Annotated in this window: 25 protein-coding genes; 9 read left to right on the forward strand and 16 right to left on the reverse strand. The window is 68.9% G+C overall.

What is annotated here, in order from left to right; all coding sequences use genetic code 11:
• Nucleotides 1-97: 97 nt before the first annotated feature.
• Nucleotides 98-619 carry a DUF3558 family protein gene (locus NFL01S_RS29810; RefSeq protein ID WP_084493372.1) on the reverse strand — a complete coding sequence of 174 codons (522 nt, stop codon included), beginning with the start codon at nucleotides 617-619 and terminating at the stop codon, nucleotides 98-100.
• 226 nt (nucleotides 620-845) lie between these two features.
• Between NFL01S_RS29810 and NFL01S_RS29815 the strand changes: the two genes are divergently transcribed.
• Nucleotides 846-2,258, forward strand: coding sequence for an MFS transporter (locus tag NFL01S_RS29815; protein WP_062979732.1), 1,413 nt, complete (start codon nucleotides 846-848; stop codon nucleotides 2,256-2,258).
• Nucleotides 2,259-2,277: 19 nt separating this feature from the next.
• Here the strand turns inward: NFL01S_RS29815 and NFL01S_RS29820 are convergent, their stop codons facing one another.
• From NFL01S_RS29820 to NFL01S_RS29835, 4 genes are all read right to left on the reverse strand, one after another.
• Nucleotides 2,278-3,261, reverse strand: a complete 984-nt coding sequence (locus NFL01S_RS29820; RefSeq protein WP_062979646.1) for a hypothetical protein — start codon at nucleotides 3,259-3,261, stop codon at nucleotides 2,278-2,280.
• A gap of 256 nt (nucleotides 3,262-3,517) precedes the next feature.
• Nucleotides 3,518-4,072 (reverse strand): DUF8020 domain-containing protein, encoded by a 555-nt coding sequence (locus NFL01S_RS29825; protein WP_062979647.1) that lies wholly within the window; start codon nucleotides 4,070-4,072, stop codon nucleotides 3,518-3,520.
• A gap of 402 nt (nucleotides 4,073-4,474) precedes the next feature.
• Nucleotides 4,475-6,268 (reverse strand): hydroxysqualene dehydroxylase, encoded by a 1,794-nt coding sequence (locus NFL01S_RS29830; protein ID WP_062979648.1) that lies wholly within the window; start codon nucleotides 6,266-6,268, stop codon nucleotides 4,475-4,477.
• A gap of 13 nt (nucleotides 6,269-6,281) precedes the next feature.
• Nucleotides 6,282-7,652, reverse strand: coding sequence for an NAD(P)/FAD-dependent oxidoreductase (locus NFL01S_RS29835; protein WP_062979733.1), 1,371 nt, complete (start codon nucleotides 7,650-7,652; stop codon nucleotides 6,282-6,284).
• 57 nt (nucleotides 7,653-7,709) lie between these two features.
• On the opposite strand from NFL01S_RS29835, the gene NFL01S_RS29840 reads away from it, so the two are divergent.
• Nucleotides 7,710-8,549 (forward strand): TetR/AcrR family transcriptional regulator, encoded by an 840-nt coding sequence (locus NFL01S_RS29840; protein WP_245670952.1) that lies wholly within the window; start codon nucleotides 7,710-7,712, stop codon nucleotides 8,547-8,549.
• Nucleotides 8,550-8,562: 13 nt separating this feature from the next.
• Here the strand turns inward: NFL01S_RS29840 and NFL01S_RS29845 are convergent, their stop codons facing one another.
• A complete protein-coding gene (locus NFL01S_RS29845; RefSeq protein ID WP_062979650.1) occupies nucleotides 8,563-9,120 on the reverse strand; it encodes a TetR/AcrR family transcriptional regulator in 558 nt (185 codons plus the stop codon).
• A gap of 89 nt (nucleotides 9,121-9,209) precedes the next feature.
• Here NFL01S_RS29845 and NFL01S_RS29850 point away from each other — a divergent pair, with 89 nt between their 5' ends.
• The 6 genes from NFL01S_RS29850 to NFL01S_RS29875 all read left to right on the forward strand — a co-directional run bounded on the left by NFL01S_RS29850 (nucleotide 9,210) and on the right by NFL01S_RS29875 (nucleotide 13,147).
• Nucleotides 9,210-9,677: a DUF4334 domain-containing protein gene (locus NFL01S_RS29850; RefSeq protein WP_062979651.1), complete on the forward strand. Its 468-nt coding sequence runs from the start codon at nucleotides 9,210-9,212 to the stop codon at nucleotides 9,675-9,677.
• 2 nt (nucleotides 9,678-9,679) lie between these two features.
• Nucleotides 9,680-10,768 (forward strand): NAD(P)-dependent alcohol dehydrogenase, encoded by a 1,089-nt coding sequence (locus NFL01S_RS29855; RefSeq protein WP_062979652.1) that lies wholly within the window; start codon nucleotides 9,680-9,682, stop codon nucleotides 10,766-10,768.
• A gap of 131 nt (nucleotides 10,769-10,899) precedes the next feature.
• Nucleotides 10,900-11,187 carry an acyl carrier protein gene (locus NFL01S_RS29860; RefSeq protein ID WP_062979653.1) on the forward strand — a complete coding sequence of 96 codons (288 nt, stop codon included), beginning with the start codon at nucleotides 10,900-10,902 and terminating at the stop codon, nucleotides 11,185-11,187.
• A 401-nt stretch (nucleotides 11,188-11,588) separates the two neighbouring features.
• Nucleotides 11,589-11,903, forward strand: a complete 315-nt coding sequence (locus NFL01S_RS29865; RefSeq protein WP_062979654.1) for a hypothetical protein — start codon at nucleotides 11,589-11,591, stop codon at nucleotides 11,901-11,903.
• A gap of 77 nt (nucleotides 11,904-11,980) precedes the next feature.
• Nucleotides 11,981-12,436, forward strand: coding sequence for a hypothetical protein (locus NFL01S_RS29870; protein ID WP_157117096.1), 456 nt, complete (start codon nucleotides 11,981-11,983; stop codon nucleotides 12,434-12,436).
• A gap of 81 nt (nucleotides 12,437-12,517) precedes the next feature.
• Nucleotides 12,518-13,147: a DUF305 domain-containing protein gene (locus NFL01S_RS29875; RefSeq protein WP_174555735.1), complete on the forward strand. Its 630-nt coding sequence runs from the start codon at nucleotides 12,518-12,520 to the stop codon at nucleotides 13,145-13,147.
• 486 nt (nucleotides 13,148-13,633) lie between these two features.
• On the opposite strand, the gene NFL01S_RS29880 is transcribed toward NFL01S_RS29875, so the two are convergent.
• From NFL01S_RS29880 to NFL01S_RS29905, 6 genes are all read right to left on the reverse strand, one after another.
• Nucleotides 13,634-14,188: a TetR/AcrR family transcriptional regulator gene (locus NFL01S_RS29880; protein WP_062979657.1), complete on the reverse strand. Its 555-nt coding sequence runs from the start codon at nucleotides 14,186-14,188 to the stop codon at nucleotides 13,634-13,636.
• Nucleotides 14,185-14,508 carry a DMT family transporter gene (locus NFL01S_RS29885; RefSeq protein WP_033242026.1) on the reverse strand — a complete coding sequence of 108 codons (324 nt, stop codon included), beginning with the start codon at nucleotides 14,506-14,508 and terminating at the stop codon, nucleotides 14,185-14,187. Before NFL01S_RS29885 ends, NFL01S_RS29880 begins: the two co-directional genes overlap by 4 nt.
• 306 nt (nucleotides 14,509-14,814) lie before the next feature.
• Nucleotides 14,815-15,594, reverse strand: coding sequence for an SRPBCC family protein (locus NFL01S_RS29890; protein ID WP_062979658.1), 780 nt, complete (start codon nucleotides 15,592-15,594; stop codon nucleotides 14,815-14,817).
• A 28-nt stretch (nucleotides 15,595-15,622) separates the two neighbouring features.
• Nucleotides 15,623-16,123: a (2Fe-2S)-binding protein gene (locus tag NFL01S_RS29895; RefSeq protein ID WP_062979659.1), complete on the reverse strand. Its 501-nt coding sequence runs from the start codon at nucleotides 16,121-16,123 to the stop codon at nucleotides 15,623-15,625.
• Nucleotides 16,116-16,991: an FAD binding domain-containing protein gene (locus NFL01S_RS29900; RefSeq protein WP_062979660.1), complete on the reverse strand. Its 876-nt coding sequence runs from the start codon at nucleotides 16,989-16,991 to the stop codon at nucleotides 16,116-16,118. The genes NFL01S_RS29895 and NFL01S_RS29900 overlap by 8 nt, the downstream gene beginning before the upstream one ends.
• Nucleotides 16,988-19,333 carry a xanthine dehydrogenase family protein molybdopterin-binding subunit gene (locus NFL01S_RS29905; RefSeq protein WP_062979734.1) on the reverse strand — a complete coding sequence of 782 codons (2,346 nt, stop codon included), beginning with the start codon at nucleotides 19,331-19,333 and terminating at the stop codon, nucleotides 16,988-16,990. The genes NFL01S_RS29900 and NFL01S_RS29905 overlap by 4 nt, the downstream gene beginning before the upstream one ends.
• Nucleotides 19,334-19,669: 336 nt before the next feature.
• Here NFL01S_RS29905 and NFL01S_RS29910 point away from each other — a divergent pair, with 336 nt between their 5' ends.
• Nucleotides 19,670-20,818, forward strand: a complete 1,149-nt coding sequence (locus NFL01S_RS29910) for an XdhC family protein (protein ID WP_063916094.1) — start codon at nucleotides 19,670-19,672, stop codon at nucleotides 20,816-20,818.
• On the opposite strand, the gene NFL01S_RS29915 is transcribed toward NFL01S_RS29910, so the two are convergent.
• The 4 genes from NFL01S_RS29915 to NFL01S_RS29930 form a co-directional block, all read right to left on the reverse strand.
• A complete protein-coding gene (locus tag NFL01S_RS29915) occupies nucleotides 20,749-21,309 on the reverse strand; it encodes a nucleotidyltransferase family protein (protein WP_062979661.1) in 561 nt (186 codons plus the stop codon). The two genes, NFL01S_RS29910 and NFL01S_RS29915, sit on opposite strands and share 70 nt — an antisense overlap.
• 12 nt (nucleotides 21,310-21,321) lie before the next feature.
• Nucleotides 21,322-21,927, reverse strand: coding sequence for a TetR/AcrR family transcriptional regulator (locus tag NFL01S_RS29920; RefSeq protein ID WP_062979662.1), 606 nt, complete (start codon nucleotides 21,925-21,927; stop codon nucleotides 21,322-21,324).
• Between the two features lie 75 nt (nucleotides 21,928-22,002).
• The gene (locus NFL01S_RS29925) at nucleotides 22,003-22,803 is read right to left on the reverse strand and encodes an ABC transporter ATP-binding protein (protein ID WP_062979663.1); all 801 of its coding nucleotides are present in this window, start codon (nucleotides 22,801-22,803) and stop codon (nucleotides 22,003-22,005) included.
• Between the two features lie 194 nt (nucleotides 22,804-22,997).
• On the reverse strand, nucleotides 22,998-23,669 hold the full coding sequence (locus NFL01S_RS29930) for a FadR/GntR family transcriptional regulator (RefSeq protein WP_062979664.1): 672 nt from the start codon (nucleotides 23,667-23,669) through the stop codon (nucleotides 22,998-23,000).
• Nucleotides 23,670-23,739: the final 70 nt, after the last annotated feature.

Raw genomic sequence — 23,739 nt, forward strand, 5'->3', positions numbered from 1 at the left:
GTACCGCTTTGCGAACTGGACTGGACGACGGTAAAGGGGCGCGCCCATCGCATTGTGAGCGGTCACAGTGGTACGCGCTATGGTCGAAACCCGCTGATCAGGCCGGTAGGGCGGGCGCAAGGACGCTTGCCACCCGCTCCGCGCGGCCGCAGACGTCCGCGCCGGTTCCGGGACCGGCACTGTCCAGCCGGACCCGGATCAGTCCGCCGTCCTCGGTGGGCAGGGCAACCGTGCAGGTCGCCGCGGTACCGGTGGACCGAGGCTGCACTCGCTGCCCGGTCCGGTCCGCCACGGTGATCTCCGTGCGGAGGGCCTCGGCGCCGCCCACGCTCTCCGGAGAGCCGGCAGTGGTGAACAGCACCCGCACCACGGCCTCACCGCTGCTCCAGCCGCACCCGGCCCAGCCCGGCTCCGCGGCGACGTCCCGCCGCTGCGATCCGGCCGGGAACCCGGCCTCGGTGAGGAGCCCGTCCGGCAGATCGCACGGATCCCACACTGCGGCCGGATCCGTGACCTCCGCCGCCCCGCAGGCGCCGGCGCCGAGCACGGCGGCGGCGAGCACGCAGCACAGCATCCGGTGGCGGACAGGACTGCCCGGGACAGTTGCCGAATTCGTCATTCCGCGGATGCTAGCCGTGGGTTACATTGCGGCACAGGGGCTCTGTGTGCCCTCACAGCGCCCACTGACGACTGTTGCGGATCGGCACAAGCCGGTTGCGGCCGGTGTGGTGGTCAAACGTCCACCCACTATGTGGAAATCCGGACGCTCGAGAGGCCCGGTGCGGGAATAGCGTGACTGCACGGCGGTGTTGGCCGGTCTGTTGTCCGAGGAAAGGGGTGCGCCGGTGGTGGCGGATACCGCAAAGGCCGGCGTAGGGCTTCGTTCCGACCGTGGCGCGATACTGGGCTCACTGATGCTGGCCACGGGTCTGATCGCGCTCGATTCGACGATTATCGCGACCGCGGTCCTCTCCATCACCGCAAGCCTCGGCGGTTTCGCCCAGTTCCCGTGGCTGTTCTCGATCTATTTGCTGGCCCAGGCGGTCACCGTGCCCATCTACGGCAAGGTCGCCGATCTGGTGGGCCGCAAACCGGTGATCCTCTTCGGCATCGCGGTATTCGCCCTCGGCTCACTGCTCTGTGGCCTTGCCGGGAATATGATGTGGCTCATCGTATTCCGGGGTATCCAGGGCATCGGCGCGGGCGCCATCCAGCCGATGACCATGACCATCGCCGGGGATATCTACACACTTGCCGAACGTGCGAAGGCGCAGGGATATATCGCCGGAGTCTGGGCCTTCTCCTCGGTGGCCGGCCCCCTGCTGGGCGGGGTTTTCGCCGATCACCTCGGCTGGCGATGGATATTTCTGATCAATATTCCGCTGTCGGCCTGGGCGGCCTGGATGCTGTCCCGCCATTTCACCGAGACCGTACCCCGGCAGCGGACTGCTCTCGACTATCCCGGCGCGATACTGCTGACCTCCGGGGCGGGAGCGATAATCCTCGGCCTGCTCGAAGGCGGCCGGTCCTGGGCGTGGGATTCGCCGGCCGGTATCGGGATCTTCGCCGGCGGCGCGGCCGCGCTGGTGGCGTTCGTTTTCGTGGAACGCCGGGCCGCGAATCCGATTCTGCCGCTGTGGCTTTTCACCCGGCGGGTGGTGCTGGCCAGTTCGGCGATCTCACTGCTGGTCGGGGCGCTGCTGCTCGGCCTCACCTCCTACGTCCCGACCTTCACCCAGGGCGTGCTCGGCGCCGGCGCACTCGTCGGCGGCCTGACCGTGGGCGCGCTCACCCTCGGATGGCCGATCTCGGCATCCCAATCCGGCCGGGTGTACCTGCGGATCGGTTTCCGGTTCACCGCCGTTCTCGGCGGGATACTCGCCACGATCGGCGCTTCCGCGACGTTGTTCATCGACATCGGATCGTCGATCGGGCAGGTCGCAGCCACCTGTTTCCTCATCGGCCTCGGGATGGGCCTGGTGGCCGGCCCCACCCTGATCGCCGCGCAGACGGCCACCTCCTGGCACGAACGCGGCGTGGTGACCTCGGCGAATATGTTCGCCAGATCCATCGGCAGCGCGGTCGGGGTGGCTGTGTTCGGTGCGCTGGTCAACTCCCGGATCGGTGATGCGGCCGTCCCCGCACCCGAAGCCCTGGCCGAAGGGGTGCACCTGGTTTTCGTGGCGGTGCTGGTGATGACGGTAGCGATCGTGGGTGGCGGTGCCCTCATGCCGGGCCGCTCCGGATCCGGCCGGTAGCGGCCCGGCGGCGCGGCGCCTAGGCCTCCCGGCCGAGAACCTCCACCCGTTCGCCCGCCTCGAACTCGATCACCTGGTGGACCCGGGATTCGCCCACGGGACCGAGATCGGCGAGTACCACGTCATCGCGCCGGGTCAGTGATTCGACGATCGCGTCGACCGGTTGACCGTCCGATCCGGCGATACGGAGGCGATCGCCGACCTCGAGGGCATCCGCACGGATACCGCTGGGGGCCGCCAGGGGGTTGTACACCCCGCAGTAGGTCCGGCCGGCTGTATCGCCGACGCCGCGGTGGGCGATGGTCCACCACACCGGCGCGGAACTGTCGCCGGCGTTGCGGCGGTGCCGGTACAGCACCCGATCGCGACCGTCCTCGGCGGCGGCCCGGCTCTCGTGCACCGAAACATGCCGCCGAATCGGCGCACTGCGATGCCGTACGGTACCGGCCGCACCGTCGACGACCAGGACCCAGCCACCGGACAGATCCTGGTCCCGGGCCGCGTTCACCCGTTTGGCCAACGCCTGGCCCGGGGTGGCGCCGAGCCGGTCGGCCACCTCGGCCAGGCTCTCGGCCAGCCCCAGCGCGCGCAGGAATCCGGCCACCTCGATCTCCGCGGTGCCGAGCCGCTGCGCGAGCACCGGCATCGGCGTGCGCTCGCGCCACGCCTGCCGGGTGAGATGCTCGTGTTCGGTGAGCCACAGCGCGGACGGGCCGTGGCGGTGGTTGTCGACCACCGTCGCCCACCAGTCCCAGCCCGGTTCGGCGGCGAGCCGATCCCGGATCCAGCCGGCGCGATCGGCGGCGCGGACCCTTTCCTGCGGGGGGATGACATTGCGTAGTGCCGCCCGTACGGCGGACGGTGTGCGCCCGAGAACGTCGGCAATCGCGGTCAGTTCCTTGCCGGCACGGAGTTCCGACACGATCGTCCGATACTCCGATTCCCGCCACGAGGTGCCGTGCTGACGCGGCGGCAGCAGTCGTTGTTGTCCGAATTCACTCATCACAGAACCCCCGGTTCCGTTGCGCCGGAGACTGTCCGCCGTGACCGGTCGGCCGATCGCGACTCACTCTCCGACTGTGTCCTACCTGCATGATTTTACTGCGGGGGTCCGACAGAAACGGCTCCGGAAAACGGCGGAGCACAGGTGCCGTCGTGCATGATATCGGCTCGGCGCCAACAGAATCGGCATCGCGGCGCTGGAAAGCGGCCTCGGCCGTGCGCCGCCGCATCCGGCAGTGCACGGCCGAGAACCGATATCACGGAGTGGAATAACCGATCAGCGCGCCGATACCCGCGCCGATCGGGATGGTGATCAGTGCACCGACACCGCCGAGGAAGAAGCCGAGTACCGCGCCGATACCGCCGCCGATCAGCGCACCGATCCCGGCATTGTGCATTTTGCGGGCTTCGGTGCCCGGATCGGCGACCAGCTGGGCGAGATGGTCACGCGCCGGTGTGGCGGCCTCCGGTGTGAGCGTGAGGGTCCGGCCGTCCGCGGAGACCGCGGCAGCCAGCGGCGCGGTGGTGCCCGCAGCGGTGACCCCGAGCGGCAAGGTGGTCAGCGTGTGCCCTGCCGCGTCGGCCAGCAGTACCGCGGCACCGCCCGCGGCGAGCCGGAAACTGCCGGTGTCCAGCGTTGTGACAACTGCCGTCCCCGCCTCGTTCGGTGCGGCGACGTACCCGACCCCCTGCTCGGTGCCGCGCACGGCCACCTCGGCGGCGGCCCGTGGATCGGCGTGCGCGGTACCCGCGGCCGCACCGAGAGCGCCGATCGAGAGCAGCGCGGTCGCTGCGATGTACTTGATTCTCATGGTATTTCCCCACATGTTCTGCCGGCGTCGTGACACCGGCCGGTCCCCAGTGGCCGGATTTCGGCCCGGAACCCATTCTCGAAGAACCGGATACGACGGACAATGCTTTCGGTCGAATCGACGCAGACACGCCGCGGTTCGAGTACCCGGCGAGTTCGCCGACCGCTCGCGGGAGCCCCGCGTATGGACTGCGGTTGTGCGGGTTCCGGCGGCGCCGGGAAACATCAGTAGCGTGGGGGCGTCGCCGGCCCGCAGGGAACGGTCCGCGGGTCCCTGTCCGGCGACGACTCCGGGACAGCGCCTGAGAGCTCCGTCCACCACATGGTGAGGTCTGGTTTCCGGCGTAGCCAGAGTCTGCTGCCGCGGTGCTGCGTTCCCATGTATACCCCGAGCCGGGGGTCGTCAAATATCCAATATGTGCGGTAGTCCCGCGCGGAAGCGGTCGGCGTCGAGCTTCTTGGCGGCCTCGAATGCCGGTAGCGCGACCAGCGGAAACACGGGGGCGTGCGGGGCGGGGTCGTCGGCGGCATCGATGATGGCGTTGGCGGCGCTACGGCCGGATTCGTTGGCGCTCTCCATGGTGGCCAGGTCGATATGACTGCGTACATGGTCGCCGCCGAAGAACAGATTCGGAATGGCGCAGTGCGCGTACGGCCGATGATCGTAGGATCCCACGGTATTGACCAGTAGGGGTGTCTCGTTGTGAGTGGTACCGCCGGACCAGCTGATTCCCGGATCCAGATGCCAGGAATGGATATCCTCGTCGCGTAGCCAGCCCGTTCCGGTGTTCAGCCACACTTTCAGCTGGGCCCAGACCTCTGCCGCGATTTCCGCGGCGGTGCACTGCTTGGCGGGTCGCCCGTGCAGGATTCCCGGGGTATCCCAATCGGAGATATCGACCGAGAAGCATTCCTGCACCGACCCGTCGCCGTACTGCCCGGCGAAATCACCGACCCACATCGGTGCCTGGCGCAGCGCCGTGAGCGCCCACGGTGACCCCAGGGCGGCGATATGGCCCTCCGGGATCTCGGTGGGACGGCGCAGATAGAACTGGATACCGACCATCCAATCGGTGAGCAGTTCCCGCATCCCGGCCAGGTGCGGATCGGCCGCCAGGATCCGGTCGTTCAGCAGCGGCACTGTTTTCTCCACCGGCATGGCGCAGATGTAGTGATCCGCGACCACGGAGGTCGCCGTGCCGTGCGCGTCGGTGACGGTGACCGAATCGATCCGGCCGCCCGCACAGGACAGCCGGCTCGCCCGCTGCCCCATGACGAATTGCACGCCGCGCGACCGTAGATAGTCCACCCAGGGGTCGATCCACGCCGCGTTCGTGGGGCGGTTCAGGATTCGGTCCACACCACCGGAGAACTGCGGGATCAGCCCCGTCCCGGCGAGTACCAGTGCTTCACCGATGGTGCCGATCGTGCGTGCCGAACTCAGATGCGGTTTGGCGGCCACCGTGATGCGGGTGAGTGCGTTGACCAGATACGCCCGGTAGGCCGCGGATTTACCGTCGGCCCGCATGATCTGCTCCCAGGTCAGGTATTCCCATTGCCCGAACCGCCGTTCGGTACTCGAGGTGAACCACATGAGCATCTGCTTGCCGAAGAAGGCCAGTTCGTGCGGCGGCAGCTCCGGGATGAAGCCGAATGCGCTGACGATGCTGTTCTGCAGGTTTTGCGGCGTGAGCTGGTCGAGTCCGGCGATCTCCACCGGCGCGACGATCGGTGGCCGGTCGCGGAAACCGGCCACGGTGCCCTCGACGCGGATCAGGTTGTCCAGGACACCGTCCGGGTTGCCGGGGAACGGGATCCGGCGCATGGTGTCGGGAATGTTCTGATAGCAGCCCGGAAAGAACCGGAACCCGTGTTCACCGGGCAGATCGGCGCGTCCGCCGGTACCGGTGCCGGGAACTCCCAGGCTGCGCGCCTTTCCGCCCAGATAGGCCGGTTCATAGACGGTCACCCGGAAACCGCGTTCGGCGAGTTCGTGGGCGGCCGATAAACCGGCCATCCCGCCACCGAAAATCGCGACCTCCTTACCGCCGGTGCGTAGACCGGGAGTTCGGTGCCGGGCCGGGCCCGCCGCGGCGGTCGCCTGCCCGGCGGCGAGTATCGCGGCGCCGGCGAATGCACCGCGTAGCGCGGTGCGGCGGTCGATCGATGCTGACTTCTTCGGCAGCTGATCCGGCATGGTCTTCTCCTGGTCAAACGGTTGAGACTCCGGTGACGGGTGGGGCGCCGCGCAGGGTGGTGCACGACGTGCGGAATTCGCGGGCGGTGACGGCGACCTCGTGCGCGATATCGCGGAACACCGGCCCGGGATCGCGACGGTGCCGCCACAGCGCGCCGGCCGTGAGCCGGGCCATCCGTGCCGGTGTGTAGAGCTCGGCGGGACGTCTGGTGCGGGAGAAGATCCCGGTGGTGACGGCCGCCAGTTCCGGGTCGGTGGTCGCGGCGCGATAGAGTTCGACTTCCAGCGGGCTCATCGCTGTACCGCGGGCGAGCCGGTTGGTCCAGTGGTAGATCTCCCGGCATTCGCGTAGCCGGCGTTGTTCCCACACGGCGACCGTATGGTCCAGACGCACGGGATCGTCGAGCACCGGGGCCACCTCCTCGGCCAGCAGGCGGCCGTAGTGCAGGGCGTCGCGAATACCCTGGGCGGTCACCGGGTCCTTGAAATGACCGGAGTCACCGGGTAAGGCCCAGCCGGGCCCGCTCGAGCGCCGGAAATAGGAAACGATCCCGGTGGCCGCCCGCACCCGCCCGACCTGTTCGCATCCGCGCAGACGTTCACGCAGCGGCGGGATCCGATCCAGTGCCGCGGCATAGCGCCGTTCGGCATCGCCGGGGCGGAGCCGGCCGGTTGGGGCGGGCGGCTGGACCAGACAGAGCAGCAGGCCGTCGTCGCAGGGGAACGCCGTGCCGAGATCGGCTCCCACCCGCCATTGCGCGGCGGTCGAGCGCCATTCGGTGGAGTTGTCGCGCCAGTACGCGAAATAGCAATCGCGACCGCTGGTTTCGGCCTCGTACGGTGTTTCCACGCCCGCCAGTCGCGCGACGGTACTGCGCCGGCCGTCCGCTCCGACGACCAGTGCGGCACGGAGTTCGACAGGGCGTTCCTCGGGTCCGGAGTAGCGGACGCCGATGCACCGCGCACCGTCCCAGACCAGTTCGGTGACCCGGCAGCGCTGCCGTACCTCGGCCCCCGCATCGGTGGCCGTGGCGACGAGTGCGTGATCGAGGCCGGTCCGGCGGACACAGAGCGTGTAGTCGATACCGCCCACCTCGGGAAACGGTGTCACGATGGTATGTCCGGAGCCTGCCGCGAAGGCATGGGTGAGTGGGGGAGCGCCGAGTTCGGATACCGCGTCGAGCGCTCCCAGCCGGGACAGTTCGGATACCGCGGCCGGCCACAACAGATGGGTGGACAGCGTGTCCGATGGAAATCGGGCGCTGTCCAGGACGACGACCCGGTGTCCGGCCCGGGCCAGCGTCGCCGCGGTGGCCGAACCTGCGCAACGGGCCCCTACGACCACGACATCGGCTTGTTCGACCGTGGCGGGGAAGTCAGCCATACGAACCGCCTCGGTCATCGAGTCTCGGACACTATGTCCGATTTATGGTGCGGTGCGATGGCGGCGTTGTCAACCATCTGGGCCGCACTGTCCCGCACAGTTTTCCGGAAATATCGCCCAGAATCGGCAGCAGTGGTCCCGGACGGGCCGGTGAACGCGGCCCGCGCGGGCCGGCGGGCACAATGGGCTCATGGACCTGGTGAGCGGATATCCACGATCGTGGCAGAGCGATACGGCGGTCCCCGGATGCCCTCGCTGACCCGCGGCCGGCGGCCCGCCCGGAAATCGGACGACGAGCGCCGGGCCGAATTCGAGCAGCGGGTCCTGCGCGCGGTCGAGGATCTGCTCGCCGACGGCACGCCGTACACCGAGATCGCGGTACAGAAGATTGCGGCGACCGCCGAGGTGGCGCGGTCCACCTTCTATCGCTACTTCCCGGACAAGAGCCGATTGCTCATCCGGATGGCGGAATTGGCGACCAGTGATCTGTTCGCCGCCGCCGAGCGCTGGTGGAGCGCCGAACACACCGACCGCGAGGTGGGTGTGCGCAATGCGATGAGCGCCATGATCGCGGGCTTCCGCCGGCACCGGTACCTGCTGCTCGCTTTGAGTGAACTCGCCTCCTACGACCGCGATGTCGGCGCCTATTGGCGCGGCCGGGTCGCCGGTTTCGTCGAGTTGGTACGCCATCGCCTCGAGGCCGACCGGGCCGCAGGCCGGGTGGCGCCCGAACTGGACCCGGCCGCGACGGCGCTGGTACTGGCGGCCATGGTGGAGCGGTCCATCAGCACGGCGTTCGCGGTACGCACCGGCATATCCGATGCGGAACTGGCGCGGACGCTGGGCCGCTCGATCTGGCTTGTGGTCTACGGTGACGCCCCGGCCGGTCCGGCCTGACGTCGCGGCGCTCTCAGATAGCGGGTTCGACCAGCCGGCGCGCAGCCAGAACCACGGCGGCGCGTTGCTCGGCGACCCGGTGGGCCGGCCCCTGGCCGCTGTGCACCGCGGTACTGCGAGCCAGTTCGGTGAGCATGCGCAACAGGGTCGGCGCTGTGATATCGGTGGTGACGGATCCGGCGCGCTGCCCGCGCCTGATCTCGGCCAGTTTGGGGTCGACTGTGCGGCGCAGTACCTGTGCGATCCGTTCGTCGGCCGGTTCCAGCTCCGCCCACGCCTGTAATCGCGCATTCTCGGGGTGGGCGCGGAAATGGTCGAACAGCCGGCCCACGTAGCCGGGAAGATCGTCGGCGCGCAGGGCGGTTTCGGCGGTGGTCTGCGCGGTCCATTGTTCGGTGACCGCTGCGTAGAGTTCCGATTTACCCGGGAAGTAGGCGTAGAGGCGATCCTTGCTGGCCTGCGCGGCCGCGGCAATCCGATTGATCCGCGCACCGGCGGTGCCGTATTCGGCGAATTCCGCTTTGGCCGCCGCGAGGATCCGCTCCCGGGTCGCCTGGCCTGCCGCACGCATACGGGAATCGTAGCTTGCCGAACCAGATGGTTCGGAACTAAGGTCGTTGCCGAACCATCTGGTTCGCCGAACCGGTCGAGGGGACAGATATGAGCGCGGACACACCACGCTGGCAGCAGTTGCGGGAGCAGACCGAGGGCGTATCGGTCGCCGAACTCGACGATCTCTGGGGGCGGCTGCGGCCCGCGCGCGCCGAGGACATTCTCGGTGAATGGCGCGGCGACGCCTTCCAGACCGGCCATCCGCTGTGCCGGGCACTGCCCAAAAGTGGTTGGTACGGCAAAACCTTCCATGCGCTCGACGACGCGAAACCGCTGATCTGCCGGGCCGAGGACGGCACGCTGTTCTCGAATGTGGAACTCGGCGGCGGCGAGGCCACCCTGTGGAATATCGAATTCCGCGGCGAGGTGACCGCCACCATGGTCTACGACGGCCGCGCGGTTTTCGACCATTTCAAATGGCTCGACGACACCACCCTGATGGGCATCATGAACGGCCGCCCGGAACTGGTCCTGGCCGGCGGTGAATACTTCTACTTCCTGCTGGAACGGGTATAGCGATGCGGACCACGGCGCTGCTGTCCCGGGATCCGGCCGCATCGTTCACCGCGGAGACGGTCGATCTCGACGGCCCCCGTGACGACGAGATCCTCGTGCGCATCCTGGCCTCGGGGATCTGCCATACCGACCTGGTCAATCGGGTGCTGGGCAAACCCGATCGGCCGGTGCTGCTGGGCCACGAGGGCGCCGGAGTCGTGGCCGCGGTGGGTGCGTCGGTGACCTCGGTGGTGCCCGGCGACCACGTGGTGCTCACGTTCCGGCACTGTGGTGCCTGCCCGAACTGCGTCGCCGGCCGGCCCGCCTACTGCCGGCACTCCACCGCGCTCAACCATTTCGGACGTCGCGCCGACAAAACGCCGCGCGTCACCGTCGGCGGTGCCCCGGTACGGGACGGCTTCTTCGGACAGTCGAGCTTCGCCGGGTACGCGATAGCCACCGTGGACAACACCGTCGTCGTCGACCCGGCGGCCGACCCGGCCGTCGTGGCCTCCTTCGGGTGCGGATTCCAGACCGGCGCGGGCGCGGTACTCAACGCCCTGCGGCCGGGATCCGGTGCCTGGCTGGCGATCTACGGTGGGGGAGCGGTCGGTTCGGCTGCACTGCTCGCCGCCCGCACCGTTCCCGGTGTGCGGACCGTCGTGGTCGAAACCTCGGCGGCGCGGCGCGATCTGGCCACGGAACTGGGCGCCGATATCGTCCTGGATCCGGCCGGCGCGGGTACCGCGGAAACGGTCCGGGAGATCACCGGCGGCGGGTCCACCCATGCCTTGGACACCACCGGGATTCCCGCCGTGCTGGCCGATGCGTTCGCGGCCCTCACCACCGGGGCGACGGTGGTCGCGGTGGGTCTCGGTGCCGGTGTGCCGCCGATCGATGTGCGCGATATGGTGCTGCAGGGTAAAACGATTCGCGGGTGTCTGGAAGGCGATGCGGACCCTGCCACGTTCATCCCGCACCTGCTCGACCTGTACCGCAGGGGAGAGCTGCCGGTGGATCGGCTGGTGACCCGCTTCCCCCACACCGACATCGAGGCGGCGCTGGCCGCGCAGCATGCCGGATCGGTGATCAAACCGGTACTCACCTGGTGAGGCGGTGTCCGGTTCATGGTTTCCGGATCCCGACAGGCAGCGGACGAATTCCGTTTGCGTAGCGGTCATCCGATGGTCGCCCGGGCGCGAGATCCTGCACGCGGTCGGCCACCGGGGCGACCACTGCCCACGTGTCGACCGGTTCCGGGCACCGGGAAAGGCCGGTCGCCGTGCCCGATATGCCGATTCGCGACTACATCGCGGAATTCCTGCGTACCCATTGCGATCTGGAATTCGACACCATCGCGCCCCAGGCGACCCCGGCCGAACTGGGCCTGGATTCCCTCACAGTGCTGTCGATCATCGTGCTGGTCGAGAAGAAGTACGGGATCGAACTGCCCGACCGGCAGGTGGCCGCCGCGCGGACGTTCGCCGAACTGATGGAGCTGTTCGGGGTATCCGTCGCGCCGGCCTCCTGATCCGGAGCGTCGACCGTCCGGCTTCGCGGTTCGCGGCTACTGCGTGAGGCCGCGGGCTACTGCCGGAGAACGCGGCGCCGTTCTCCGGTGACGGGCCGGCGCCGGGTGGCAGGGCCGCCGCCGCGCGGAGCCTGTGACGCAGCTGTCGTGAAACCGCAACGCATCGGTGACCATGCGCGAGCACCGGGGCGAATGGGATGCCGATCGGGTGCTGTCCCGAAGTGCTCCCCGCGTGTCGTCTCGGCGACACGCCGCGATTTTCGGCGCTGACCAGAAGAAATCGGCGAGTCTCTCCCCATGGAGGCCGCGATTGCGCTTCAATAACCGATCGGGTTCGGCTTTACGGAAACGGCATTCGTCCGCCACCGGATACACCGGCATCCGAGAGGGGCACGACCAGAATGAGCATGATCCTCACCGCACTGCACGACGGCCTTCCGGCATTGCACGACAGCTATACGACACTCGCCCAAGTCGGCAATCCCACCCCCGAAGCGCCGCCATTGTCGGACAAGATCACCCAGATGACCAGGTATCTGACCTGGTTCGTTCTGCTCTCCGGCGTCACCGCCATCATGTTCGGCGGCGGTAAGTTCGCCTGGGAGAAATGGAACGGCGGCGCTCTCACGGCACCGAAGCAGATCGCCGGCGCCATGATGGGCGGCGCGGTCGCCACCAGTGCGGGCACGATCATGAATGCCATCATGGGCGGCTGACCGGTCCCGGCCACCGGTTCGAGGCCACGGTACTGCCCGTGCCGGCCGCGTTCGGAGCGGTTGCTAGATTCGGGTTCGTGCACTCCGGCGCCGCGGGAACACTCGTTCGGTGGTTGCTGCCGCTCTTCCTGGCAGTGGCCCTGCCGAGCATGCATCATCTCCCCGCCGCCGGCGAGCCCGCGGCCGCTCCCGCACAGCACGAGCCGGTCCGGTCTGTCGAACCGGAAGCCGGTCCGCCGGCGCCGGCCGGTGCACTGTCCGATTCCGCGCACTGCTGTACAACGGCGGTGGTGCTCGCGCCGGAGTCCGCGCACGACACTCCCGGCGATCACGGTGCCGGTCACGACCTACTGCATCTGTGCCTGGCCGTGCTGACCGCATTGGCCGGAATCGTCCTGGCATTGTTCGTCGTCGCCCGGGGCATGACCGGATATACCCCCGGCGCGGTGATTCCGGCCGTCCCGCTCGTCTGGGCGCGCCCTCCACCACCCGTCTCCCGACGTTTGGCCGCCCTGGGTGTGTTGCGCCTGTGACCGACGCCCGCCGGACCCGGTGATCCGGGTCGCGGCGCTGTTGCGCAGTCACGACAACCGACACCCAGGGAGAACCAACTCATGAAAAGAATGCCACTGACCGCCATTACAATCGCCCTCCTCGCCTCGGCCGCGGTGCTCACCGCCTGCGGCGACGACACCGGCGAATCGGGCACACCGGCGACGAGTGGTGCGATGACGACATCAGGAGCCGCGACCCCATCGGATACTGCGCCGGTGGAAGGTGAGCACAACGAGGCCGATATCCGTTTCGCACAGGAGATGATCCCGCATCATCGGCAAGCTGTGGAGATGGCGGCGCTGGTGCCCACGCATTCGACCGACCCCCGCGTGATCGACCTGGCTGCCCGCATCCAGCAGGCGCAGGACCCCGAGATCACCGCCATGACGGGGTGGCTGCAGGCGTGGGGTGCCTCGGTACCCGAGGGCACCGGCCATTCCGGCGGCCATCACGACGGTATGCCGGGCATGATGACCGATGAGCAGATGGCCGAACTCGAAGCGGCGCAGGGCGCGGAATTCGACCGGATGTGGCTGACCATGATGATCGACCACCACGAAGGCGCGGTCCAGATGGCGCAGACCGAACTGGCCGAGGGGAGCGATCCGCAGGCCCGGACCATGGCACAGCAGATCATCGACGCCCAGCAGTCCGAGATCGAGGAGATGCAGGCGATTCTGGAAGGCTGATCCAGCGAGGTGACCCGGCCGTGTCCGCGCGGCCGGGTCATCTCCCGTCTTCCACGGGGCCGTACCCGGTCTATCGGCGGCGCCGCATCGCCGCCCGTCCCACTCGCTCACCGGTCGGTCCGCTACGGACCGCCGCCGGAGCATCAGGCCGGTCCCGCAGAGCCGGAGCTGCCGCCGGCTCGGCCTGATCTCCGCGAGCCGGGCACCTGGCGAAAAGCCGCGCCGTTCCGGCGCATGGAACGGACTCCGCGGACACTCACGCAGGCCGGGACGAAGTCTCCGGACGCCGCGCCTTGCGAAAACTGTGCTGGAGCAGGTGCCCGGCCCGGTTTCGTGTCGGCGGGCTCTGATTCGGCTGGGCTCCGCTGATCCGGCGGGGATCAGCCGTCTCGCTCCTCGGGAACGGTCGGCCGGTGCTATCGCCGTGTGGTGGATCGGAGTGCGGTGTCCGTGGTCTCCGGGCGCCCCGCATGCGCTGCGTCCCGCTCAGCCGGCCGACGGCTCTTCTCCGAGGGCCGCGAGGGCGGTCAGGGGCGCGGTGAGTGTGGTCGTGTCGACCGCGGAATCGCTGGACAGGGCGTGCAGCAGTACCCCGTCGAGATACATCGCGGTCGCCCGGGCGGCGGTGGTGCCGATATGCGGGGTGAGGATATCGACCAGGCCGTCGAACCAGACCCGGGCCAGCGGGCGTAGTTCGGGATGGCGGGTCGCGGCGAGATAGAGGTCGTTCACGGTGAGCATCTGCTCGGGGTGGTCGAGATAACCCGCGATGAGCGCGGACAGGGTTGCGGGGAGGTCGGCGCCGCGGGCAAGTTGCTCGGACCATTCCGCCAGGGCGTCGCGGGTGGCCGCGGCAGTTTCGGCCAGCGCTGCCTCGGTGAGATCGGCCAGGTCGGCGAAGTAGTAGGTCGTCGAGCCGACCGGGACTCCGGCTTCGGCCGCCACCAGGCGGTGGGTGATTCCCGCGATTCCGTGGCGGGGGATCAGAGCGCGGGTGGCGTCGAGAATGCGGCGGCGCCGGTGCGGATCCCGGGGAGTCAATGCGCGCCCGCCAGGTTGAGGGTGACCACGCCGGCGACCACCAGTGCCACCCCGGCAATTTTGGCGGGACCGAGCGATTCGCCCAGGAACAATGCGCCGACGATGACGATCAAGGTCGTGCCCAGCCCCGACCACACCGCATAGGCGAATCCGACCTGCATTCCGCGTGCGATGGCCTGAGCCAGGAGAACGAAGGCGACGGTGTACGCGGCCAGCGACGCCACGGTCGGCCAGAGCTTGGTGAAACCTTCCGTGGCCTTGAGCAGGCTGGTCCCCACGATTTCCGCGACGATCGCCAGCCCGAGCATTACCAGTGCCATGACCGGCCCCTTCGATGTGTACGTTTGTCCATGGATAAACGTACACATCGACGACCGGCCTGTGCGGTTCCTGGTCGCGGCGAAGTGATACGTGACTCCACTTCCGGGAGAACGGCCGGGCGGGGTTCGGGGAGGCCGATGAGGAGTTCGCCGAAGGTATGCAGCAGGGGCAGGCGTGCGCTGGTGGAGGGCGCCGTGCCGGCTCTTGGCCGAGTCGACGGTCGACGGGAGCCCGTACCGCCCGACCGGTGTGGCCCCGGTGACGGTGCCGGGTGTGGACGGTGCGGAGAGTAGCGCGAAACGCGTCTACCCGCGGCACTCCCGGCGATTCCGGGACAGCAGGAACAGGATCACCAATGTTGCCGCACCCAGTGCGAGCAGGAGTTGGCGGTTGGCGGATAAGCCGGCGGCCGCCATCAAATCGATGGGTTCGGCGCCGGGTCGCGCGGCGACAGGGGTGGGCCCGGCCGGCCGGGGCGAGGAGGCCGACCCGGCATCAGCGGGCCCGGTGCGAGGGGCTCGCGTGGGTCCGGTGGCCTCGGCGCCGACGATCTGAGTGGGCGCAGCGCCGACCTGCCCGGTGGCGTCGGCGGGGGTGGAGTTGCTTGCCACCTCGACTCCCTCGTCGGCGGCCCCGCCCGCCGACGAGGTGATCTCCGCGGCGAGGTTGTCGGCGAAGGTGCCGATCAGTGTGCCCGCCACATCGGCCAGGGCGCCCCGGCCGAACTGGGCGGGTTTACCGGTGATCGCCAGGTCGGTGTCGACGAAAACATCGGTGACGCCGCCCGATTCGACCAGACGGCAGGTGATCACCGCTTTCGCGGTGCCGTTGCCGCGGGTTTCGCGGCCGCCGCCCTCGAGGACCGCGATTCCGGCGTCCGCGTCCTGGGACAAAATTTTGATGACACCGTTGTAGGTGAGTCCCACCGGCCCGAGTTTCACCTTGATCTTTCCGTGGAAATCGTCACCGTCCCGGGATGTGAGGGTGGCACCCGGAACGCAGGGCGCGAGCCGCTCGAGGTCGAGCAGAACGGGCCAGGCCTCGTCGGCGGGAACGGGGATCCGGAAAGTGTTCTCGAGTTTCATACGCGGTCCTTGGCTTCGGTGGGCCGGTTCAGGCCTGCGGTGACGCGGGGGTTTCGGCGTCGATCGTGGTGGCGGCGTCCCGGACGGCCCGGATGATGCCCTGATAGCCGGTGCATCGGCAGATGTTCCCGGACAGTGCCTCGCGGATCTCGTCGTCGCCGGGGTCGGGGTTCTCCGCAAGGAAGGCGGTGGTGGAGACCACGAATCCCGGTGTGCAGAACCCGCATTGCAGGCCGTGGTGATCGCGGAAGGCCTGCTGTACCGGCGAGAGCCGGCCGTCCGGTTCGGCCAGGCCTTCGATCGTGGTCACCTCGGCACCGTCGGCCTGTACCGCGAAAACCAGGCAGGCGCGCACCGCCGCCCCGTCGAGCAGGACCGAACAAGCACCGCAGACACCGTGCTCGCAGCCGAGGTGGGTGCCGGTGAGTCCGCAGGTTTCGCGCAGGTAGTCGGCCAGCGTGCGCCGGGGCGGGATCCGGTCCCGGCGCCGGACTCCATTGACCACCACCGCGATCTCGGTATCAGTCATTGCTCGCCTCCTCTACCGCGCGGGCCCAGGCCCGCGCGACCATGACCGCCCCGATCCGGCGCCGGAATTCGGCGGATCCGTGGATATCGGCGGGGACAGCGTTCAGTGCCGCGGTGGCCGACCGCCCGACCTCCGCCGGATCGATATCGGCCGCGGGGCGTCCGAGCACCTCGGATTCGGTGGTGGTGGCCCGCAGCGGGGTCGGTGCCAGGCCGAACAGCCCCAGCGCGACCTGTTCGATTCGGGAGTCCGCATCCAGCCGGACCGCGACCGTCGCGCCGGCCATGGCGAAATCACCGGCCCGGCGGGCGAATTCCTCGATCGCGAAACCGGTGCGCCCCCGCCACACCGGGAAGGTGACCCCGGTGAGCAGTTCGTCGGGTTCCATGGCGGTGCTCCACATTCCGGTGAAGTAGTCCGCGGCCGCGATATCGCGGGTGCCGCGCGGCGACAGGGTGTGCATCCGCGCGTCGAGTGTCAGCGCCGCCACCGGATACTCGCCGGCGGCGTCGGCGTGGGCGATCGCACCACCGAGGGTGCCGCGATTGCGGATCTGGAAGTGACCGATCAGCGGGGTCGCCCGGTGCAGCAGCGGTATATCGCGGCGGATCTCCGCGGACCGGCCCACCGCCGCGTGTGTGGTTCCGGCACCTATCCATACCGAATCACCGCGGGCTTCGATACCGCCGAGTTCGTCCAGGCGGCGCAGGTCGACGAGATGGTCGAAAACGGCGAGCCGCAATGCCAGCATCGGTACGAGGCTCTGCCCGCCGGCAATGATCTTGGCTTCGTCGCCGAGATCCGCCAGCAGGGCCACTGCCTCGTTCGCGGTGGCGGGGGCGTGGTAGTCGAAGGCCGCGGGTTTCATGCTGTCACCTCCGTGTTCCCGTTCGCGCGGGCTTCGTCGATCATGGCCACGATCCGGGCCGGGGAGAGGGGGAGCCGGTCGATCTGCACGCCGAACGGTGCCAGTGCGTCGGCGACGGCATTGAGTACCGCGGGGGTCGAACCGATCGCACCGCCCTCGCCGACACCTTTGAACCCGCCCGGACCGGAACTCGGGGTCTCGACATGGCCGAGTTCGATCACCGGGACCTCGGCCGCGGTGGGCAGCAGATAGTCCAGGAAGGTGGTGGCGACCGGGTTTCCGTCGTCGTCGTAGGCCAGATGCTCGTAGAGCGCGCCGCCGATACCCTGCACGGCGCCGCCGTAGATCTGGCCTTCCACCACATTCGGGTTGATCATCGGGCCGACATCCTCGCTGACGACGAAACGCAGCAGTTTCACTGCGCCGGTGTCGATATCGACCTCACAGGTGCAGATGTGGGTGGCATTGGCCCAGATCATCATCTGATCGGCGCGGTGGCGGCCGGTGGCCTCGAGCCCGGGGACGACTCCCTCCGGGAGGAGTTCGGTCTGGAAGTAGGCGATCTGCGCGATCTCGGCCAGCGACAACGATTTCTCGGTCCCCGCGACGCCCGCCCGGCCGTGCGCGAACTCGACATCCGCGACCGCGGCGCCGAGCTGATGTGCCGCGATGGCGATGATTCGTTCGCGTAGTACCGCCGCCGTCTGCGCGATGGCGCCGGCGGCCATGGAAGCGGACCGGCTGCCGTTGGTACCGCCGCCCTGCGGAGCCACCGCGGTATCGCCTTGTACGGTCTGCACATCGGCGATGTCCACGCCGAGCGCGTCGGCGGTGAGCTGGATCGCGGTGGTCTCCAGGCTGTTACCCGCCGATCCGCCCGAGAGATAGACGTTCACCTTGCCGGTGGCCGAGATCCGGATGGTCGCGCCCTCGGTGCTCAGGAACGGCGTACTGCCGGTGGTGGGTTCCACATAGGTGCAGGTGCCGACGCCGAGATAGCGTCCTTCGGTCCGGGCCCGGGCCTGTTCGGCGCGGAAGGCGTCGTAATCGAGGATCTGCAGCGCCTGTTCGAAGGTTTCCAGCGGTGAGGCGTCGGAGTAGGGCATACCGTTCGGGTTGGCGACCGGCATCTCCTTGTGGCTGAGCATATTCCGTCGCCGCAGTTCCACGGGGTCCAGGCCGAGACGGCGGGCGGCGGTATCCAGCAGCAGCTCGCGGGATACCGATTCGAACTGCCAGGGGCCACGGTAGGCGACCCGGCCCACGGTGTTCGAATAGTAGGAGGCGGTGCTGAATCCGGCTTCCGGTATCCGGTACGGGCCCGGGAACAGCATGCCGACCGCGATCGAGGAGGTGAGCGGGGAGGGGATCGGATAGGCCCCCACGTTCTGCACGTGCTCGATGGTGGCGGCCAGGATGCGGCCGTCGTCGTCGAAGGCCATGGCGACCTCGCCGTGTTCGTGGCGGGCAGCCCCGGCGGCCATCAGGTTCTCCTGCCGGTCCTCGATCCATTTCACGGCGTACCGCAGGGTACGGGCGGCCAGCATGACGCAGGTGTCTTCCCGCTGTGGGGCCACTTTCTGGCCGAATCCGCCACCGGTGTCGCGCACGATCACCCGGACCCGGTGCTCGTCGACACCGAGCAGCCGGGAACAGAAGCCGCGTACTTCGTGTGGCGACTGGGTGGAGGTCCAGATGGTCATCTCACCGGTGGGCGCGGTCCATTCCGCGACGATGCCGCGCGTTTCCAGCGGGACGGGAGCGTAGGCCTGCTGGTGCACCGTCTGGCGCACCACATGCGGGGCCGCGTCGAAGACCGGGGCGAGGTCGGCGGGGGCCCTCCCGGCCAGACCGCCCGCGGAGTTGCCCGGGTGTTCGGCGTGCACGAGTTCGGTGGCGGTACCGGCGGTTTCGTAGTCGACCACGGGTTCGAGTGAGTCGTAGTCGACGACGACGAGTTCGGCGGCGTCCTCGGCGATATAGCGGTCTTCGGCAATCACCATGACCACCGGGTCGCCGACGAATCGCACCTCGCCCTCGGCCAGTGGTGGCCGGGGCACCTCGGGGAAGCCCGGAGTGTCCAGAGCGTAGGAGATCTCGGTGACCAGCGGGTTCAGTTCGGTGGCCGTGTAGACGGCTACGACGCCGTCGAGGGCGGCGGCCTCGGTGGTGTCGATCGCCGTGATCCGGGCCCTGGGCAGCGGGCTGCGCACGAAATTGGCGTGGACCATTCCCGGGCGAGTGATGTCGTCGACGAAGGTGCCGGCGCCGGTGAGCAGGCGTAGATCCTCGATCCGGGGGACGCGCGCCCCTACGGCTGTCGTTTTCTCGGTTGTGCTCATGCTCGGCTCCGTCGCGTCGGGGTAGGGGGTGTGGCGCTGCGGAACAGTCTTTTCGGACCCATCCGGTGCGTTCCTCCGTTCGCGGGATCTTCCGGGTACCGGCGTGTGGGTGCCCGGAACCGCTGTGCGGTACCCGATTCGTGCGTCCCGGCCCGGTCGGGGGCCGGCGTTGCGGGGGTTCGGCACACCGGTGCTGAGCACTTGTTTAGCATCGGCCTCTGCGCAGTGTCAATACAGGGTATGCCGGTGGCAAGAATTGCAATGTCGATTTAAGAAAGTGATATTCTCGCATGTGGTCCGCGGTTTCCGGCTACCGCTGCGGTGAGGAGGTGGCGTATGCGCGAATTGGCCGCGCAGCTTGCCGGGTGGCATACCGAGGGAGTCGAGTACGCCCTGGCGACGGTGGTGGATATCCGTGGCAGCGCACCGCTGCCGCTCGGGGCGAGTATGGCGGTGGATGCCGCCGGAGTCGTCCGGGGAAGCCTGTCCGGCGGATGCGTAGAGGGCGCCGTCTACGACCTGTGCCTCGCGGTGCTGGCCTCGGGAGTGCCTGCCCGGCAGACTTTCGGCTACAGCGATTCCGACGCGTTCGCCGTGGGCCTCACCTGCGGCGGTGAACTCGAGGTTTTCGTCCAGCGCGTCACCGCCGCCGAGCGGGCGGTGCTGGACGCGGCGTGGCACGCGCCCGGGTCCGCGGCGCTGGCCCGCGACCTCGCCACCGGTGAGACAGTAGCCGTCACAGCGGATTCGGCACTCGGATCAGCGGGCGACCCGCCGGATACGACAGTGGCCCTCGCCCGCGCCATGATGCCCCAGGGCGCCGGCGGAATACGGACGGTCGGATGTGCGACCTCGGCCCGGGAGCTGTTCGTCGAATCTTTCGCCGCACCGCCGCGGATGATCGTTTTCGGCGCAAATGTGTTCGCCGGCGCGCTCGCCCGGGTGGGGCGGCTGCTGGGGTACCACGTCACCCTCTGCGAGGCCCGGCCGGTTTTCGCCGACCGTGCCGGCTATCCGGAGGCCGACGACGTGGTCACCGAATGGCCGGACCGCTATCTGCGCACCACCGAGGTGGATGCCCGGACCGTGCTGTGCGTGCTCACCCACGACCCGAAGTTCGATATCCCGGTTCTGGTCGAAGCACTCCGGCTGCCGGTCGCATACGTGGGCGCGATGGGATCGCGCCGGGCCGATGCCGAGCGCCGGGTCCGGCTGCGCGAGGCCGGTGTCACCGCGGCCGGACTCGCCCGGCTGCATTCCCCGATCGGACTCGAACTGGGCGGCCGCACCCCCGAGGAGACGGCGGTCGCCATCGGCGCGGAGATCGTCGCGCACCGGCACGGTGGTTCGGCGCGGTCGCTGTCGGCCACCGCGCGGCCGATCCACGCTTCGGTCGCGGTGGCACGGGCGGGGGATCAGCGGATCAGGTCCCGTGGGGTGTCGACGTCGTCGGGTGAGCCGGTGTCGTCGCACGGAACATACTGAACCAGTTCGCGATTGGCGGCCAGGAAGGTACGAGCGCCGATCTCGCCGACCGCGGTGGCCGCGATCGCCGGGAAGTATTCGGCCCCGAGGAGCACCGGATGTCCGGTGTGGTCGCCGTAGGTCGCCACGGCGAGGCGTGCCCCGCTGGCGAGAAGCCTGCGCACGGCACCGGACCCCAGCCAGGGCATATCGACCGGCACCACCACCGCCGCGCCTTCGTGGACCGCGCGCAACCCTGCCACCAGCGACGAACCCATACCGGTGTGCCAGTCGTGGTTGTGCACCACCGTGGCGCCCTCGACCCGCAACGGCACCGCACCCGATACCACGACCACCCGCGCACAACCGCCGTCGCGCAGCAGTCCGACTGCGCGGTCCACCAGCCGTTCCCCGTCCCACCGCACCTCGGCCTTCGGTCCGCCGAACCGGCGTCCGGCGCCGGCGGCGAGCACAACCCCCGCGGCGTCCGTGCGGACGTTGCCGGTGTCCATGACCTGCGCGGCCTATGTCGGTGGCAGATCGATGCCCAGCAGCGCGGCCTGCACCTGGTGCAGCCGGTCGACATCGCCGCGGAGGCCGGTCACGTTGTCGTGGTACAGGAATGCCTCGCCCAGTCGCACCAGAGAGTAAGCGAGCAGGGGGCGTTCCAGCTGCGGTACGTATCCGTCCTGTTCCTCGGCGCGGGTGATGAGTTGTTCCACCGCGGTCAGGACGCGCGGCTGGACCGGGCCGTCGCTGGAGGTCAGGATGCGGAGCCCGGCCAGGGGTTCGTTCTCGAAATACCGCCGGAACGGAACGTTCCCGGCCATCCAGCGGTTGACCCGGTCGAGCACGGTCAGGATGCGCCGGGCGCCCGTATCCTTGCGGCGGGCGTCCGCGCGTTCGATGAGTGATTCGAATTCCCCGGCCAGGACCGCGCCCAGGACGCCGTCGCGGGAGCCGAACCAGCGGTAGATCGACGCGCGGCTCAATTTGAGCTGGGCGGCGATCGCCTGGACATCGACACGTTCGCCTGCCAGGAAGGCCTGCCGGGCGAGGGCGACGACTTCTTCGCGGGTGGCCGAGGCGGGCCGGCCGGGAGGCCGGGAGGTGCGGCTGGCTGTGGTCACCCCACTTACGATACACACAATGCCTCGTGTATCTAAAGAGGGATTCCGGCCGGCTCCGGGCTCCGAGTGTAGGCCTCAGGCCACCGGCAGGGTCAGCGGGGATCGGGCGGACCAGCGACCGCCCTGGCGGTCGACGCGGACGGGGTGGTCGAATGCCGCGGAAATGTTTGCCGTGGTGATGGTTTGGTCCGCTGTGCCCGCGGCGACTGTACGACCGCCGGCGATCAGCAGTGCATGGGAGGTGCTCGTCGGAAGCTCCTCCAGATGGTGGGTCACCAGGACGGAGGCGAGGTCGGGCAATGTCCGGTCCAGGGTGTCGACGGTGTGCAGCAACTGTTCGCGCGCCGCCACATCGAGGCCGGTCGTCGGCTCGTCGAGCAGTAACAGCCGCGGTGCGGTGATCAGTGCACGGGCGATCAGGGTGCGGCCCCGCTCGCCCTGTGAGAGTGTGGGCCAGGTCCGTTCGGCCTTGGTGGCCATACCGACCGTCTCGAGCGCGTCGGTGGCAGCACTGATTTCGGCTCGGCGCGGTGTCCAGCGCATCGGAATATCGATCGTGCCGGTGAGTCCGGTGAGTACGACCTCCCGCACCGTAAGCGGCGACCGCAGCGGGTGGCGCGGATTCACATGTCCGATGGAGCGTCGCAGTTTCTGCAGCTCCACCCGTCCGAGTTGCTCCCCGAGGATGCGCACCGTGCCGCCGGTGGGGTGGGTGAGCGCGCCGCAGAAACCGAGCAGGGTGCTCTTACCTGCGCCGTTCGGGCCGAGTAGTGCCCAGTGTTCACCTGTGCGGACGGTCAGCGAAATACCGTCGATGATCGGATTGCCGTCGCGCCGGAAGGTGACCTCGGTCAGCTCCAGAACGGGTGTGCTCACTGTTCTTCCTTCGGGTTCGGGGCGGGATTCTGTGGGGAGTGTCCCCGGTCGTTCGGGGCGCCTCGCTCATGCTGTGTGGCCGGTACGGGCAAGGCGGGCCTCCGCTGCCGGGTGTGGTCGCCCGGTGCTGCTCGACGCCGGAGCCGGCGGGGTCGGTCGATCGGGTATAGCCACCATCACCGCCGAGGGCGTACTTACGCAAAGGCTTCCTTGATGGTGTGGAGATGGGCGCGGCTGTGGGTGGCCGCGGCCGCGGGATCGCGGGCGGCGATCGCCTCGGCGAGCCGTTCGTGGGCGGCGTGATCCTCGTCCGGCGCGGGCATCGGGCGCAGCTGCAGCATATCGATCATCGCGGCGCGGGAACGGGGGAGAAAGGTGTCGAAGAGCTGGGTCAGGATGTCGTTGTGGGCGGCGACGATCACGGCGCGGTGGAACGCCGTATCGGCATCGACGAGGTCGGCGATCGTGCGGCCTTCGGTGGCTCGTACCGACAGCGCCCGCCGGATGGCCCGCAGATCGGCCGGAGTACGCCGCCCGGCGGCCAATGCGGCGGCCTCGGCCTCGATGGCGATCCGGGCTTCGAGAACCGCCGCGATGGTGGCCCGGCGCAGCACGATATCCCAGTCCTCGGGGATATCCAGTGCCGTCACGAAGACGCCCGCACCCTGCCGGCTGGCGAGGACGCCCTTGCCGGCGAGGATGCGTACGGCCTCGCGCAGTGTCGAACGGCCCACACCGAGCTGAGCGGCCAGCGTCGTCTCGCCGGGCAGCTTATGTCCGAGCGGCCATTCGCCGGCGCGGATGCGCGCGAGCAGTAGATCGGCTGCTTGCTCGGCCAAGGGGTGGCGTCGCACCTGGGTAACCATCCGAACCTCGCTACTTGTCTGAGGAGTTGTGTACAGTCTGCCATATGTCGCAGCAGCTTCTCCTCGGCCG

Origin of the sequence: Nocardia flavorosea NBRC 108225, from assembly GCF_001613385.1 — a bacterium.
GTDB lineage: Bacteria > Actinomycetota > Actinomycetes > Mycobacteriales > Mycobacteriaceae > Nocardia > Nocardia flavorosea.

Excerpts from the sequence above, each read along its gene's own strand:
- NFL01S_RS29840 (WP_245670952.1), top strand. The coding sequence starts at position 7,710 with ATGGCGGCGTTGTCAACCATCTGGGCCGCACTGTCCCGCACAGTTTTC.
- NFL01S_RS29845 (WP_062979650.1), bottom strand. The coding sequence starts at position 9,120 with ATGCGTGCGGCAGGCCAGGCGACCCGGGAGCGGATCCTCGCGGCGGCC.
- NFL01S_RS29905 (WP_062979734.1), bottom strand. The coding sequence starts at position 19,333 with ATGAGCACAACCGAGAAAACGACAGCCGTAGGGGCGCGCGTCCCCCGG.
- NFL01S_RS29850 (WP_062979651.1), top strand. The coding sequence starts at position 9,210 with ATGAGCGCGGACACACCACGCTGGCAGCAGTTGCGGGAGCAGACCGAG.
- NFL01S_RS29915 (WP_062979661.1), bottom strand. The coding sequence starts at position 21,309 with ATGGACACCGGCAACGTCCGCACGGACGCCGCGGGGGTTGTGCTCGCC.
- NFL01S_RS29835 (WP_062979733.1), bottom strand. The coding sequence starts at position 7,652 with ATGGCTGACTTCCCCGCCACGGTCGAACAAGCCGATGTCGTGGTCGTA.
- NFL01S_RS29875 (WP_174555735.1), top strand. The coding sequence starts at position 12,518 with ATGAAAAGAATGCCACTGACCGCCATTACAATCGCCCTCCTCGCCTCG.
- NFL01S_RS29820 (WP_062979646.1), bottom strand. The coding sequence starts at position 3,261 with ATGAGTGAATTCGGACAACAACGACTGCTGCCGCCGCGTCAGCACGGC.
- NFL01S_RS29855 (WP_062979652.1), top strand. The coding sequence starts at position 9,680 with ATGCGGACCACGGCGCTGCTGTCCCGGGATCCGGCCGCATCGTTCACC.
- NFL01S_RS29900 (WP_062979660.1), bottom strand. The coding sequence starts at position 16,991 with ATGAAACCCGCGGCCTTCGACTACCACGCCCCCGCCACCGCGAACGAG.
- NFL01S_RS29885 (WP_033242026.1), bottom strand. The coding sequence starts at position 14,508 with ATGGCACTGGTAATGCTCGGGCTGGCGATCGTCGCGGAAATCGTGGGG.
- NFL01S_RS29825 (WP_062979647.1), bottom strand. The coding sequence starts at position 4,072 with ATGAGAATCAAGTACATCGCAGCGACCGCGCTGCTCTCGATCGGCGCT.
- NFL01S_RS29890 (WP_062979658.1), bottom strand. The coding sequence starts at position 15,594 with ATGAAACTCGAGAACACTTTCCGGATCCCCGTTCCCGCCGACGAGGCC.
- NFL01S_RS29910 (WP_063916094.1), top strand. The coding sequence starts at position 19,670 with ATGCGCGAATTGGCCGCGCAGCTTGCCGGGTGGCATACCGAGGGAGTC.
- NFL01S_RS29930 (WP_062979664.1), bottom strand. The coding sequence starts at position 23,669 with ATGGTTACCCAGGTGCGACGCCACCCCTTGGCCGAGCAAGCAGCCGAT.
- NFL01S_RS29865 (WP_062979654.1), top strand. The coding sequence starts at position 11,589 with ATGAGCATGATCCTCACCGCACTGCACGACGGCCTTCCGGCATTGCAC.
- NFL01S_RS29810 (WP_084493372.1), bottom strand. The coding sequence starts at position 619 with ATGACGAATTCGGCAACTGTCCCGGGCAGTCCTGTCCGCCACCGGATG.
- NFL01S_RS29830 (WP_062979648.1), bottom strand. The coding sequence starts at position 6,268 with ATGCCGGATCAGCTGCCGAAGAAGTCAGCATCGATCGACCGCCGCACC.
- NFL01S_RS29895 (WP_062979659.1), bottom strand. The coding sequence starts at position 16,123 with ATGACTGATACCGAGATCGCGGTGGTGGTCAATGGAGTCCGGCGCCGG.